Annotated in this window: 15 protein-coding genes; 7 read left to right on the forward strand and 8 right to left on the reverse strand. The window is 70.2% G+C overall.

Annotated elements, in window-relative coordinates:
- Positions 1 to 7 precede the first annotated feature (7 nt).
- The gene (locus EV382_RS33170) at positions 8 to 472 is read right to left on the reverse strand and encodes a tyrosine-type recombinase/integrase (RefSeq protein WP_244236832.1); all 465 of its coding nucleotides are present in this window, start codon (positions 470 to 472) and stop codon (positions 8 to 10) included.
- A 44-nt stretch (positions 473 to 516) separates the two neighbouring features.
- Positions 517 to 1,080, reverse strand: coding sequence for a hypothetical protein (locus EV382_RS33625; protein WP_130406572.1), 564 nt, complete (start codon positions 1,078 to 1,080; stop codon positions 517 to 519).
- A 391-nt stretch (positions 1,081 to 1,471) separates the two neighbouring features.
- Between EV382_RS33625 and EV382_RS27560 the strand changes: the two genes are divergently transcribed.
- Both EV382_RS27560 and EV382_RS27565 read left to right on the forward strand, forming a co-directional pair.
- On the forward strand, positions 1,472 to 2,026 hold the full coding sequence (locus EV382_RS27560; protein WP_130406574.1) for a hypothetical protein: 555 nt from the start codon (positions 1,472 to 1,474) through the stop codon (positions 2,024 to 2,026).
- A 120-nt stretch (positions 2,027 to 2,146) separates the two neighbouring features.
- Positions 2,147 to 2,515 carry a hypothetical protein gene (locus EV382_RS27565; RefSeq protein ID WP_130406576.1) on the forward strand — a complete coding sequence of 123 codons (369 nt, stop codon included), beginning with the start codon at positions 2,147 to 2,149 and terminating at the stop codon, positions 2,513 to 2,515.
- Between the two features lie 19 nt (positions 2,516 to 2,534).
- On the opposite strand, the gene EV382_RS27570 is transcribed toward EV382_RS27565, so the two are convergent.
- The 3 genes from EV382_RS27570 to EV382_RS27580 all read right to left on the reverse strand — a co-directional run bounded on the left by EV382_RS27570 (position 2,535) and on the right by EV382_RS27580 (position 4,742).
- Positions 2,535 to 3,395: a patatin-like phospholipase family protein gene (locus EV382_RS27570; RefSeq protein WP_130406578.1), complete on the reverse strand. Its 861-nt coding sequence runs from the start codon at positions 3,393 to 3,395 to the stop codon at positions 2,535 to 2,537.
- A 68-nt stretch (positions 3,396 to 3,463) separates the two neighbouring features.
- Positions 3,464 to 4,108: a class I SAM-dependent DNA methyltransferase gene (locus EV382_RS27575; protein ID WP_130406580.1), complete on the reverse strand. Its 645-nt coding sequence runs from the start codon at positions 4,106 to 4,108 to the stop codon at positions 3,464 to 3,466.
- 16 nt (positions 4,109 to 4,124) lie between these two features.
- Entirely contained in the window at positions 4,125 to 4,742 is a 618-nt protein-coding gene (locus EV382_RS27580; protein WP_130406582.1) for a pyridoxamine 5'-phosphate oxidase family protein, read from the reverse strand.
- Between the two features lie 153 nt (positions 4,743 to 4,895).
- On the opposite strand from EV382_RS27580, the gene EV382_RS27585 reads away from it, so the two are divergent.
- Both EV382_RS27585 and EV382_RS27590 read left to right on the forward strand, forming a co-directional pair.
- Entirely contained in the window at positions 4,896 to 5,504 is a 609-nt protein-coding gene (locus tag EV382_RS27585; RefSeq protein WP_130406584.1) for a DUF2231 domain-containing protein, read from the forward strand.
- Between the two features lie 8 nt (positions 5,505 to 5,512).
- The gene (locus EV382_RS27590; protein WP_130406586.1) at positions 5,513 to 6,619 is read left to right on the forward strand and encodes a glycosyltransferase family 9 protein; all 1,107 of its coding nucleotides are present in this window, start codon (positions 5,513 to 5,515) and stop codon (positions 6,617 to 6,619) included.
- Between the two features lies 1 nt (position 6,620).
- On the opposite strand, the gene EV382_RS27595 is transcribed toward EV382_RS27590, so the two are convergent.
- Positions 6,621 to 7,499, reverse strand: a complete 879-nt coding sequence (locus EV382_RS27595) for a glycosyltransferase family 2 protein (protein WP_130406588.1) — start codon at positions 7,497 to 7,499, stop codon at positions 6,621 to 6,623.
- Entirely contained in the window at positions 7,496 to 9,328 is a 1,833-nt protein-coding gene (gene rfaE2, locus EV382_RS27600) for a D-glycero-beta-D-manno-heptose 1-phosphate adenylyltransferase (protein WP_130406590.1), read from the reverse strand. The genes EV382_RS27595 and rfaE2 overlap by 4 nt, the downstream gene beginning before the upstream one ends.
- 199 nt (positions 9,329 to 9,527) lie before the next feature.
- On the opposite strand from rfaE2, the gene EV382_RS27605 reads away from it, so the two are divergent.
- Both EV382_RS27605 and EV382_RS27610 read left to right on the forward strand, forming a co-directional pair.
- Positions 9,528 to 10,070, forward strand: coding sequence for a type 1 glutamine amidotransferase domain-containing protein (locus EV382_RS27605; RefSeq protein WP_130406592.1), 543 nt, complete (start codon positions 9,528 to 9,530; stop codon positions 10,068 to 10,070).
- 157 nt (positions 10,071 to 10,227) lie between these two features.
- A complete protein-coding gene (locus EV382_RS27610; RefSeq protein ID WP_130406594.1) occupies positions 10,228 to 11,904 on the forward strand; it encodes an MDR family MFS transporter in 1,677 nt (558 codons plus the stop codon).
- Between the two features lie 14 nt (positions 11,905 to 11,918).
- Here EV382_RS27610 and EV382_RS27615 read toward each other — a convergent pair whose 3' ends face one another.
- Positions 11,919 to 12,551, reverse strand: coding sequence for a TetR/AcrR family transcriptional regulator (locus EV382_RS27615; RefSeq protein ID WP_130406596.1), 633 nt, complete (start codon positions 12,549 to 12,551; stop codon positions 11,919 to 11,921).
- Between the two features lie 124 nt (positions 12,552 to 12,675).
- Here EV382_RS27615 and EV382_RS27620 point away from each other — a divergent pair, with 124 nt between their 5' ends.
- The gene (locus EV382_RS27620) at positions 12,676 to 13,710 is read left to right on the forward strand and encodes an aldo/keto reductase (protein WP_130406598.1); all 1,035 of its coding nucleotides are present in this window, start codon (positions 12,676 to 12,678) and stop codon (positions 13,708 to 13,710) included.
- Positions 13,711 to 13,817 lie beyond the last annotated feature (107 nt).

Raw genomic sequence — 13,817 nt, forward strand, 5'->3', positions numbered from 1 at the left:
GGACCCGCTACTTAAGCCGGCCCCTCGACGGGTCGGCTTCAGCGCCCGCGACAGCCCGAAGTGCGGTAGGGGCCGAAGCCCTGCAAGGCCGAAGCGGCGATGCGCTGGCCGAAACAGCCCCCGTTACCCGAAGACCGCTGCACATGGCGGGCCAGCGCCGGCAGGTCGTGATCACCTTGTTGCGCCATGTCTGCAGGTCAACTCCAAGTTCTGGTAACTGATGACAAGTCCATAGGCGCGATGGTCGAGGTGCGTAGGTCGACGGTTCGATTCCGTCAAGCGGCTCGGTACAGAAGCCCAGGTCATCGACGCACACGTCGAGCATCTTCGACGCCGAAGCGTGCCCCAGCATCCGCTGCATCGCCTTGACGTTGGCGCCCGCCGCCACCGCCAGACTCGCCGCTGTGTGCCGCAGGTCGTGCGGAGTCAGCCCTGCGTCGAGGAGATCCGCCGCAGTAGGTAGCCGTCGCAAATAGTGACTGCGAGGCCTGGTCCAGCGCGACTGTTGGTCGAAGCTCAGGACGCTGGCCCGGGGCCGTGGTTCCCGTCGTGGTCGCCCAGATTCACCGACGACAACCGTTCGTCCCAGCTGTCCCAGTACGCCTGCTTCTTCGAGCCCCAGTAGTAGGTGCGGTATCCCAACAGGTCGCCGTAGACCTCATTGCGTTCGACGTTGTCGGGTGTCCCGAACGCGGTCAGGAAATCCTCATACGACCGCAGCGAACCGAAGTAGGCCAGGGGGCCGCGCTCCGCGCCGTACAACGCGAAGCCGACCACTGTTCCACCCGCGATCTTGTAGCTGATGTTGCCGGCGAAATGCAGCATGCCCTCAGCGTCGATGACGCTGTCGACTACCTCGTCGAGAGTGAGTCGCTGGCCGTCTGCACCGTAATATTCGCGTTCCGCCCCGGCGCTGCTCTTCTGCCTGTGAACGATCGGGGAGAGGGTGACTTGCTCGATCCGCTCTCGGTCGACGGAGTCAGCTGCGTTCGATCCGTAGCGAATCCCAGCGAGGGTCAGCATCCGGAGATCAGGGACGGGTTGGGCAAGGACATCGAGGCTGTCCAGGATCTCGATCACCGGACCAAGGTAGTCGTGGCATAACTGACGCTCCGGCCCGACCCGCGATCCGCATCTGGTCCGCGAGAGGCCGACCGGCAGCGGGGCAAGCATGGCATCGATCGGCCACACTCTGGCTATGGACCCTCAAGGCCCGGCAACACCACCGGCGGTAGCCGAGCCGGCAACACCACCGGCGGTAGCCGAGCCGGCGACACCACCGGCGGTAGCCGAGGAGGCGACCTCAGCAGCAACGTCCTCGGGCTCACCGGAGCAGAGGGCTCCTAGGTCAGAGCCGCCCGCCCCGGGCTCTGCGCCCGATGAAGCAACTCTTGCAGAGCAAACGGCAGCAAGCTCGGGACCCAACTTCTTCATGCGGCACCAAGGGTTCATCAACCTGACGATGGTTGTCGTGACCACCATCGTGGCTGTATTGAGTTTGTTTTACGCGCGCGCAGCCTTCTTGATGGCCGAGGAGCAGGAGCAGCACCGGAATGCCGACCAGATAGCGATTTGGACCGTCCGGAAAGGGAACGCTCTGAATCCCTACGGGACCGACGCAGTTCAGATTCAGAACCGATCGTCGGACGCGGCAGCTTCCGTCACCCTGGTCAGCTGGAACGATGATCAGCCTCTGTCCTGGGCGATCAAAGATGACAAGACAACAATCGACACCTACGGCGCGTGGTCGCTCGATGACCTGGGAGCATGCACAAGTCTGGTCCTGGCACATCCCGATCCGGAGAGCCGCCAGATGGGCCTGATCTTCATTCTGGATGGTCAAACGTGGCTAGTCGTTGCCGGTCAGCCTTTGATGCCGCTTGGCAAGGGAAGTTATGTAGTGCGCAACAAAATGACCTCAGTGACCATCCCGGTTGTCGCTTGGGTTGCAGACAAGAACGGCAATGGACCAACCATGTCCCCCAGGCCTCCCGCCGACGGTCAGTGGCAGGATTCAGCCTGTTGATCCTGTGCCTTCACGCTGCGCCGACATGGGCGTCAGCCTAGGTCTCCTTCTGCCGGAGAGCTGGGCGGTCTGCCGACTCGCGGCCGGGGAGAGCCATCGACACGCGGCATACTTCCCCGCATGAGCTACGACCTGGCGGTGTGGGAGGGCGACATGCCCGCCGACGACGAAGCGGCCGGCGGGGTGTACGAAGCCCTGTACCAGCAGTACTTCGAGTGCGAGGAGCTGCCACCCACGCCCCGGATCCGCGCCTACGTCGATGCCGTCGCGCAACGGTGGCCCGACCTCTATGGCCACGACGCCCAGCTCTATCCCCTGTCGAACGGAATCATCGATGAGGCGTCCGGCCCGATGGTCTACTTCACGATCCCCTTCCACCGGGCCGACGAGGTTTCGGCGGCAGCAGCGCGCCTGGCCGCCGACCACGGGCTCGTTTGCTACGACCCGCAGGGGGAACACCTGCGCCCCGCCACCGGTCACGAAGACTGACGCGTCGTTGGCGAGCAGGTCATGGATGGCTGGCCGTGGACAGTGCGGCGGCCACCCGGGACGCCTCGCGTCGGCCCTGCTCGCGGGCTGCGGCCACGAGCGCCGGTACGACGGATCTGTCCATCACGCTGGTTCCCTGGGCGCGTTTGGACGCCTGGTCCCGCAGCAGCAGCTCCACCCGGCGGCCGGCACCCAGCGCGGCTCGCTGTCTGTCGATGCGCGCCCACGGTCCGATCGCGGCGGTGCTGGGCGCGAGGGCGATGACCGGGCCGTTCCCGGGGGCGAGGTCGAGGTTGAGGGTGGACCGCATGCCGCCGTCCATGTAGCGGCGGTCGCCGATGCTGACCGGGGTGGCAGAGAGCGGCATGGCGCAGCTCGCGGCGACGGCGTCCACCAGTGGGACGCCGTCGTGCCGGGTGATGGTGCGGCTGACGCCGGTTTCGGTGTCGACGACCACGATGCGCAGGTCCGCGTCGTCCGGCCAGGCGTGGTTGGGTAGGCGGGCTTCGGCAATGCGGCGCTGCCGGGACGGGTCGTCGATGCGGGCGGCGCGGGCGAGTCGGCCGAGGCGGCGAGCGGCCTGCTCGGGGCTGCGCGCGAACAGTTGTGCCCGCGCGAGCCGGAGCAGGTCGAGGAGGCCGAGTGCGGGTGAGGTCTCGTGGGCGACGCCGCCGCGCTGGTGTTCGAAGAGGTCCGCGAGTGGAGTGCCGCTGGTGACCTGGGCGCCCACGACGGCGCCGGCGCTGGTGCCGATGAGGATGGCCTGCGGCGTCACGGTCACCCCCTCGTCGGCGAGCCCGGTGAGGATGCCGACCTCCCAGGCGATGCCGGCCACTCCACCGCCACCGAGCACCCAGACGGGGCGCGGGTCGTCCGTCATCAGTCCTCCGCTCGGCTCGAAAACTGCTAACGCCGTTCGCGGTTTACTCTACCATTGATGACGGCGGATCAGGGCTGTCGTCGTCCCACGATGATGCCGCCGAGGCGGCTCTCCGCCGAGGTGACGGTGGTCTGCGAGTCGACGGTGAACCCGTGCCGGCGTAGCCAGGCCGCCACCTGGGCTGGCTGCCGACGGTGGACGTGGACGTTCATCGGGTGGCCGCCGTACCCCTCGGTCTTGAGGGTCGTCTCGTCGCCCACGTGGAAGCCGAGCAGCAGGGGGCCGCCTGGGCGCACCACCCGCCGGAAGTGCGCGAACACCGCGTCGATCTGGTCGTCGGGGACATGGATGAGGGAGTACCAGGCGACCACACCGGCCACCGAACCGTCGGCCAGATCGAGGTCGGTCATCGAGCCGACCTCGAACCTCAGCCCTGGGTGGTCACGGCGGGCCACGTCGATCATCCCGGGCGAGAGGTCGATCCCGAAGGCGTCGACGCCGAGGGTGCGCAGGTGGGCGGTGATGCGCCCCGTCCCGCAGCCCACATCCGCGACCGGCCCGCCGCCGGCGGCCGCCACCAACTCCGCGAACGACGCCAGCGCGGCCCGTTCGTACGGCGACTCGGCCAGCAGGTCGCGTACCAGGTGGGCGTAGCTGACCGCGACGGTGTCGTAGGAGGTGCGAGTTTCTGCCAGCCAGTCGCCCACTGTCACGACCCCAACGCCCGGCTCAGACGTAGATCTTCGCGGCGTACTCGGGGCCGTAGTGCCGTTCCAGGTCTTCGAGGTTCTCGTTCGGTGCCTCGACCTCCTTGACCAGGCGCGCGCGGGACGGCAACAGGTCGGGCTGCCAGGTCTCCGGCCGCCACAACGCGGACCGCAGGAACGCCTTCGCGCAGTGGTAGAAGATCTGCTCGATCTCCACCACCACGGCGAGCACCGGCCGGTGCCCCTTGACCACCATGTCGTCGAACCAGGGTGCGTCGCTGACCAGGCGGGCCCGCCCGTTGATCCGCAGCGTGTCGGTGCGCCCGGGGATCATGAAAAGCAGCCCGACGTGGGGGTTGTCGAGGATGTTGCGGTAGCCGTCGGCCCGCTTGTTGCCGGGCCGCTCGGGCAGCGCGATGGTCGTGTCGTCCAGCACCAGGGCGAACCCGGCCGGGTCGCCCTTGGGGGACACGTCGCAGCTACCGTCGGCCCCGGCCGTGGCGAGCAGGCAGAACGGCGAGGCGCCGAGCCACTCGCGGTCCCGCTCGTGCAGGCGGGTGCGCTCCTTGTTGGCGGCCCGCGCGTTCGGCACCCCAAGCAGCTCGCGCAACTCCTCGTGCGAGGTGATCTCCACCGTCACGTCGGGCCTCCCTCAGCCGTTGACCTGGTGGCGGGCACCACCGTGGTCAGCCTAGGCCGCCGTGACCAGCGCGAGGTTTGTGCCGGGTCGCCCGGGGTACGGCCCGCCGTACGAGACCGTCGCGCAGCGCAGCCGACCAGTGGAGGCCGGGAGATGGAGAGCCGACTCAAGGTGCTGGGGCACCCAGTCCATCCGATGCTGGTCATGTTCCCGGTCGCGCTGCTGGCCACGGCGGTGCTGTTCGATGTGATCGACACCGTGGGTGGTCCCGACTTCCTCGGCGAGGTCGCGTACTGGAACATCACCGTCGGCCTGATCGGCGGCCTGCTCGCCGCGGCGGCCGGCTCGTTCGACCTGCTGGCGATCCCGACCGGCACCCGCGCCAAACGGGTGGGTCTGCTGCACGCGGGCGCCAACGTCGCGGTGGTCCTGCTCTTCGCCGCCGTGTGGGTGGTGCGGCTCAACGCGGATTCCCGCGCCGCCGGCGGGGCACTGGTCGCCATCGAGGTGGTCGCGGTGGCGATCCTCGGCATCAGCGCCTGGCTCGGTGGCGAACTGGTCGACCGGCTCGGGGTGGGCGTCGACCCGGACGCCGACCTGGACGCGCCCAGCTCACTACGGCCGACGGCGAGCACCGTTCCCGCGGGCCGCACCGGGCCGCGCTCCAGCGACCTCTCCACGGGTACGCCGATGCCCGGCGATCCCGCTGCGGACCGGGAGCTGCACCGCCCGGACACCGCCGGCGAGATCGACCGGCCGTAGCGGGCCGGGTGGTCACCCCGTCCGTGCTCGGCCCGACCGCCGAGCGCCTTCCCGACGTGCGGCGGATCGCCGTACTGCGCGCCAACGCGCTGGGCGACTTCATCTTCACCCTGCCGGCGCTGGACGCGCTGCGCGGCGCGTACCCCTCGGCGGAGATCGTGTTGCTCGGCGCGCCGTGGCACGCGAAGCTCTGGCGCGACCGGCCGGGCCCGGTGGACCGGGTGCTGGTGGTGCCGCCGGCACCCGGCATCCGTACGCCCGACCCGGGAGAGCCGGAGTCGTCGATGGACGACTTCGTGGCCGCTGCCGCCGGTATGGAGTTCGATCTGGCGGTGCAGATCCACGGTGGCGGGGCCAACTCCAACCCGCTGATCAGCCGGCTCGGTGCCCGGGTGACGGTCGGTCTGCGCGCCGACGACGCGCCGCCGTTGGACCGGTGGCTCCGCTACGTCTACTACCAGCATGAGGTGATCCGCTACCTGGAGGTGGTGGCGCTGGTGGGGGCGTCGGCCACCAGCATCATGCCGACGCTGGCGGTGACCGACGCCGACCGGGCCGAGGCCGCCCGGGTGCTCGGCCCGGCCGAGCGACGCCGGGTGGCGCTGCATCCGGGGGCCTCCGACACGCGCCGCCGCTGGCCCGCCGAACGCTTCGCCGAGGTGGCCCGAGCGCTGCACGACGACGGGTACGAGGTGCTGGTCACCGGTACGCCCGCCGAGCAGGAGGTGGTGGACCGGGTTGTCGCCGCGGCGCAGGTGCCGGTACGCCCGCAGGTGGGCACGCTCAGCCTGGGCGGGCTCGTGGGCTGTTACGCCGACTGCGCGCTGGTCGTCTCGAACGACACCGGCCCGCTGCACCTGGCCGCCGCGGTGGGCACGCCCACCGTGGGCATCTTCTGGGTCGGCAACCTGATCAACACGGCGAGCCCGTTGCGCGGCCGGCACCGACCGATCTGCTCCTGGGTGGTGCACTGCCCGGTCTGCGGGGTGGACTGCACACCCGGCATCTACCCGCACCGGCCGGGCGACGGCGAGTGCCCGCACCGGGATTCCTTCGTCACCGACGTACCGGTGATCGAGGTGCTGGAGGCCGCCCGGGAGCTGCTCGCCCCGTAGGTCACGCCGGCTGCGGGGTGTCCTCGTCGGCGAGGACGACCTCCCACGCCTCCACGTCCCGGTCGGTGACCGTGGTGGGGGACTCCAGGTGGTACGCGCCGCTGGGCAGGATGCCCGCGCCGCCGTAGCGGGACAGCACGGCGAGCTGAGCGGCCACGTCCTCGCCCTGGTGCTTCTCCTGCACCCGACGCCAGAAGTCGAAACCACCGGCGTCGACGAGCTTGGCCCGGTCGTAGAGCACGCACCCGCCGATCCAGGAGACCTTGTACGCCCGCCACTCGCCCGGCGCCAACGCCACCTGCTCGGTGATGTGCAGCAGGTTCGCGGCCGAGTGGATCCGGGCCCGGTTCCACTCGGGAGTGTCGGGTCGGATCCGCTCCGGGGTGGGCGGGCCGGCCCACTCCTCGTAGTGGCCGTGCGATTCCGGGCGTACGTCGTCGGCGTACGACAGCCCGTGTACGCCGTTGCCGACGAACCCACAGCCCAGCTCACCGATCGCGGTGACCAGTCGGTGCAGCGCCCCCGGTTCCAGCCAGATGTCGTCGTCGAGAGTGAGGACGTACCGGGCGGCCGAGGCGGCGAGCAGGTACGCCCGATGTTCGGCCAACCCCCGGCGGGGCAGCCGACGGGTCAGCAGCACCGGGTGACCCCGGTGGCGGAGCGCCCGGACCATGGTGGCAGCGGCGGGATGCGTGTACGCCGGATCCCCATCGGACTGGTCACTGACGACCACCCCGAAGCCGGGCACTCCGTCCTGGGCGGCGAGCCCGCCCAGGGTGACCGCCAGCTCGGCGGGCCGGTTCCGGGTCGGAATCAGCACGTCGACCAGCCGGTCGGCGCGGAACTCCGCCGGGGTGCCGAGGTCGAGAGGGCGGTTCACGACGCCTGGGTGCGGGTGCGCGGCGCCGGCTCGGGTTGCCGATCATCGGCGTACGCCGAAGGTTCCGTGGGGTGCCCGGACGGGTCCTGGCTGTGCGACCGGATCCGCTCGATGATCGCCGAGGTGGACCGGTCCGGCACGTACCCCAGGGTGCGCACCTGACCACCCAGCCGGCGCACCAGCGGCGCCTCCGGCACCAGCTCCGGCGGGTAGTCGCCGCCCTTGACGTACACGTCCGGTCGGACCGCCTCGATCAGCGCGGCAGGTGAGTCCTCCTCGAAGACCACCACGTGGTCCACGCAGGCGAGCGCGGCGAGCAGGGCACCCCGGTCCTCGACCGGGTTGACCGGCCGGTCCGGGCCCTTCAACCGTCGTACGCTGCCGTCCGAGTTGACCGCGACGATGAGCAGGTCACCCAACGCGCGGGCCTGCTCCAGGTACCGCACGTGCCCGCGATGCAGCACGTCGAAGCATCCGTTGGTGAAGACCACCGACCGTCCCGCCTCGCGGTACTCGGCGACGATCGCGTCCAACTCGTCGCCGTCGACCATCGCCGGGTGGCTGGTGGTGTCGGCCGGCTGGCCCAGCGCGGCGAGCAGGTCGTCCCGTCGACACACGCAGGTGCCGGTGTCCGAGACGGTGATGGTGGCCGCCAGTTGGGCGAGCTGGGCGGCGGTGGGCAGGGGCGCGTCCGCGGCCAGGGCCAACGTCATCGCCGCCAGGTACGCGTCGCCGGCACCCACGGCGTGGCTCGCCGGCACCGGGGTGCTGTGGCTGCGTCGTGGCTCCCCGTCGGCCCCACCGACCACCGCGCCCTCGGTGTCCAGGGTCACCGCGACCACGTCGGCACCGGTGTGCGCACGCAGTTCGGCCAGGCGCGACTCGGCCAGGACGGCCCGGTCGACGCCCTCTCCGGCCCGGGTGTTCACGGTGACGCCGGTGCCGGTGACGCTGAGCCCGTCGCCGGTGAGCGCCACCCGGCCCTCGCCCGGGGTGGGCTCACCGACCGGCCCCGAGGTGACGTCGTCGGCGCGTACCGCGCCCGGGGCCGCGCCCACTGTCATCTCGGAGGGCCCGTCGGCCACGTCGCCGTCCGGGTGTTCCAGGTGCAGTTCGGTCCCACCGGTCGGTCGGGTCGTACCGCCCGCGCGGGCCAACAGTCGGGTCGCCTCGGCGAAGCTGGGGGTGACCACGGTCGGCGCGAGGCCCCGCCAGTCGGCCAGGTCGTGGGCGTCCAACGCGACAGTGGCGTACCGCTGGCGGTTCTCGACCAACCACGCGCGGACCGGCGCGGGCAGCGCGCCCAGGCCGTAGTCGCAGACCACCAGAGTCGGTGCCTCCCCGCCGGCGGCGGCGCGCAGCTCCTCGGTCGCGCAGCTCAGTGCGGTGAGCAGCCGGACCACCCCGTCGTGGTCCAGGGCGTCCTCCGGGTCGCCGGAGTCCTCCCGCAGCAGGATCTGGTTGCCGGCCAACATCCGCCGCTTCACCGGGGTGGGCCGACCGGGCTGGTTGACCGTGCGGTCCCAGACGCCCGCGCGGTCCAGGCAGTCGTGCAGTTCGTCCCCGGCGACGTCGGCGCCGACCGGCGCCACCAGCACCGCCCGTCCACCGAGGGCGGCGACGTTCACGGCGGTGTTCGCGGCCCCACCGGCGGCTGAGATGCGCCGACGCAGGGTGAGGACCGGGGCGGGCGCCTCCCGGCAGAGCCGGTCGGAGTCGGCGAACCGCCATTCGTCCAACATGGCGTCACCGACGATCAGGACTGGGCGTCCGAGCCAGCTCTCCACGACGGTGGCGAGCCGGCGCTGTTCCGCTGCTGCTCCTGCCATGCCTCCCCGGGTCCCCAGCGGCCTGGCGGACAAACCTGCGCACCGACCGGCCCCGCCGGTGGTGATGCTGCTGGTCACGCTGCCTTCGACGCGAACCTGGCCGACGTGCCTCGTCCTGTCCCGGCCTGTCTCGACCTGTTTCGGGCGTTCGAGGGCGGGAACGGAACTGAGGTGACCCCCGGAAAGGAGATGTACCGAGATGGCAGCGACATTGCAGGGCAAGCGGATCGCCTTCCTGGCCGCCGACGGCGTCGAGGAGGTCGAGTACGTCCAACCGCGTGAGGCGGTCGAGAACGCCGGCGCGACGGCCGAGCTGGTCTCGCTGAAGCCCGGTTCCATCCAGGCTTTCAACCACCTGGACCACTCCAGGACGTACGACGTGGACGTGACAGTCGACAAGGCGGACGCCGCCGGCTACGACGCGTTGGTGCTGCCCGGAGGGGTGGCGAACCCGGACTTCCTGCGGGGCGACCCGGACGCGGTGCGGTTCGTGAAGGCGTTCTTCGACGCCGGCAAACCGGTCGGGGTGATCTGTCACGGCCCGTGGACGCTCATCGAGGCCGACGTGGTGCGCGGCCGGCGCATCACCTCCTGGCCCACGCTGCGTACCGACCTGACCAACGCCGGGGCCACCTGGGTGGACGAGGAGTGCGTGACGGACGGCAACCTGACCAGCAGCCGCAAACCCGATGACCTCCCCACCTTCTGCGCAACAATCCTCAAAACCTTCACCACCCCTTAAACCCGAGTTGATCAAGAGGTTTGCGTCAAGAATCGCCGTGCACATGACGCAAACCTCTTGATCAACCGCAACGGGTCGGGGCCGGGCGGGGGTTTGCGGGGGTGGGGTTTTTTGGGGGTTGGGCGCATGTTCTCTGGCTGTCGGGATAGAAGGGCACATGACCACCGAAGCCTCCGACGCGCCAGTGCTGAATCGTCAGCAGATCCGGCTGCTCATGCTCGGCCTGATGACCGGCATGCTGCTGGCCGCGCTCGACCAGACGATCGTCGGTACGGCGCTGCCGACCATCGTGGGCGAGCTGGGCGGAATCAACCACTACTCCTGGGTGGTGACCGCGTACCTGCTCGCCTCGACCGCGTCAACGCCGCTCTACGGCAAAATGGCCGACCTGTACGGACGCCGGCCGGTCTTCCTCTTCTCGATCGGCACGTTCCTGGTCGGGTCGTTGCTGGCCGGGCTGTCGCAGAACATGACCCAGTTGATCGTCACCCGGGGTATCCAGGGTCTCGGCGCCGGTGGTCTGCTGACGCTCGCGTTCACCATCATCTCGGACGTGGTGTCACCCCGGGAGCGTGGTCGCTACCAGGGTCTGTTCGGCGCGGTCTTCGGGATCTCGTCGGTGGCCGGGCCGCTGGTCGGTGGTTACTTCGCGGAGACCGACTGGCGGTGGATCTTCTATATCAACGTGCCGCTGGCGGTCCTGGCCATCGTGGTCTGTTACCACGTGATGCGGCTGATCCCGTTCGAGCGGCGGGACCACTCGATCGACTGGCTCGGCGCGGGCCTGCTGGTCGCCGGGGTGAGTTCCCTGCTGCTCGCGCTGAGCTGGGGTGGCAACGAGTACCCCTGGGGCTCCGGCGTGATCATCACGCTCTTCGTGGTCGGTGCGGTGCTGGGGGTGCTCTTCGTCCTCCAGGAGGCCCGGGTGGCCGAGCCGATCCTGCCGCTGCGGCTGTTCCGGAGCGCCACCTTCGCGCTGGCCAACTCGGCCCTGCTCATCATCGGTCTGGTGATGTTCGGTTCGATCATCTTCATCCCGCTGTACCTGCAGATCGTGAAGGGCGCCTCGCCGACCCGCAGCGGTCTCCTGATGCTGCCGATGATGGCCGGCATCATCATCACGTCGATCCTGACCGGCCGCGCAATGACCCGGATCGGCCGTTACAAGTGGTTCCCGGTCGCCGGCTCGGTGACCCTCCTGATCGGTATGTTCCTCTTCACCCAGTTGGAGGTGGCCACCTCGCTCTGGGTCGCCTTCGGCTTCATGGTGGTGATCGGCATCGGGCTGGGCCTGTGTATGCAGTCGCTGATCCTGGCGGTGCAGAACGCGGTCTCCGTACGCGACCTGGGCGCCGGCACGTCCTCGGCGACCTTCTTCCGGTCGCTGGGTGGTTCGTTCGGGGTGGCGATCCTGGGCACGGTGCTCTCGTCCCGGCTGACCGGTGGGCTCGCCGACCGGTTGCCCGGCGCGATCGCGCAGCTTCCGCCGCAGGAGCAGGCGGCCGTGGCGGCGAGTGGCGGCGCCAACATCTCGATCAACGACCCGGCCACCATCATGGCCCTGCCGGGGCCGGTACGCGCGGCCATCCAGGGCGCCTTCGTCGACGCGCTGGACATGGTCTTCCTGACCGCCGGTGTGATCGCGATCGTGGCGGTGGTGGTCACCCTGACGCTGCCGAACACGCAGCTGCGCGGTGCCGGCCCGAAGGGTGCCACCGGTGGTGCCGATCCGCTCGGCGGCGAGGCCCCGGCCCCGGGTGGCAAGCCGTTGACCCGCGAGTCCAAGGAGGAGGCGGCCGCCGACATGGAGGCCAAGTCCCAGACGATGATCTGAGCGCGGCCGGTTGGTCAGGCGGGGCGGCGGTAGGCGCCGTACCACCAGGTCGCCGCCAACTCCCGGGCGGCCGCCGCGTCGGTCTCGGGGTCGGCCGGGGTGGCGCTGACGTGATCGGCGAGGAAGCGGTCACCGCCGATCACGATCAGTCGGCCCGCGGTCTCCGGGTCGACGCTGGCGGGGGTACGTCCGGCCTCCTGCTCGACGCGGAGCGCCTGCACCGTACGGGCCACGAACCGCTCGAGCCCGGCCGCCCAGTACTCGCGGACCACCTCGTCGTACGCGGCCACCTCGCTGACCGCTGCCAGGACCGGGGCGTATGTCCGGTAGATCCGGATCACGTCGGCGAAGACCTCGGTCAGCGCCGCGAGCGGATCGCCCGGCCCGGCCGGACTCCACTCGCCGGTGCGGTCGAACGAGGTCTCCCGCATGGTGCCGGCGAGGCGCATCAGCAACTCGGTCTTGTCGCGGAAGTGGGTGTAGAAGGTCGACCGCGCCACCCCCGCCTCGGCGGCGATCCGCTGTACCCCGAGATCGGTGAAGCGGACCCCCTCCCGCAGCAGGCGCTCGGTGGCCGCCAGCACCCGTGCCTCGACGGCGGCTCGTCCGTCGGGGTTGCGCGGGCGGCGGCGGGTGATCGAGGGCATAGCCGGAATCCTAGGTGGCCGGGGGCCGGATCGGCGACGTACGCTCGTTGCCGGACACAGTGTCCGACATAGTGACCAGGAGGGCCTGACCTCGGCCTCCCACCCACCACGAGGAGCAAGACACGTGAAGTACCGACTGCTGGGCACCACCGGGGTGTACGTCTCGGAGATCTCGCTCGGCGCGATGACCTTCGGCGGCAGCGGGCACCCGCTCTGGGGCACCCTCGGTGGGCTGGCGTTGCCCGAGGCGCAGCGACTGGTGGACACCGCGCTGGACGCGGGCGTCAACTTCGTCGACACCGCCGACGGCTACAGCGACGGCGAGAGCGAGGAACTGCTCGGCAAGGCGCTCGGCAAGCGGCGTCGCGACGTCGTGCTGGCGACGAAGGTGCACTCCCGGACGGGACCCGGCCCGAACGACGTCGGCACCTCCCGGCTGCACATCATGCAGAACCTGGAGGACAGCCTGCGCCGGCTGGGCACCGATCACATCGACCTGTATCAGATCCACAACTTCGACCACATCACTCCGATGGAGGAGATGCTGCGCGCGCTCGACGACGCGGTCCGGCAGGGCAAGGTCCGCTACATCGGGGCCGCCAACTTCGCCGCCTGGCAGATCTCCAAGGCGCTGGGCATCTCCGCCCGGGAGAAGCTGGCCGGGTTCGTCTCGGTGCAGGAGTACTACTCGCTGCTGGGCCGGGACGTGGAGCGCGACGTGGTGCCGATGGCGCTCAACGAGGGTGTCGGGCTGACCGTCTGGAGCCCGCTCGCCGGTGGTTTCCTCTCCGGCAAGGTCAGCCGGGACGGTGCCGTCGCCGACAGTGGCGCGCGTAGCGCCCAGCCCGGCTACACCAGCTTCACCCCGTTCGACCCGGAGCACGCCTTCGGGGTGGTCGACGTGCTCAAGGGCGTCGCCGAGCGGCACGAGGTCAGCCCGGCCCGGGTGGCGGTCGCCTGGCTGCTGTCCCGGCCCGCGGTGACCAGCGTGATCGTCGGAGCCCGCAAGCACGAGCAGTTGGTGGACAACATCGCCGCCTCCGACCTCACCCTGACCGAGCAGGACCTCACCGAGCTGGACGAGGCCACCAAGCTGCCGGTCGCGTACCCGAACTGGATCCAGGAGGGGTACTTCGCCGGGGTCCGGCTGCCCCAGTGACCCCCCGCGTGGCTCCGGCACGCACGCTCTCATCCGGGCGCGAACAGGTCATGGTCCATCCTGCGTGGATCATGTAACGAATTCACGGCGCTTGTCGTCCTTCAGGG

The sequence above is a fragment of the Micromonospora violae genome (genome assembly GCF_004217135.1).
Taxonomy (GTDB): Bacteria; Actinomycetota; Actinomycetes; order Mycobacteriales; family Micromonosporaceae; genus Micromonospora; species Micromonospora violae.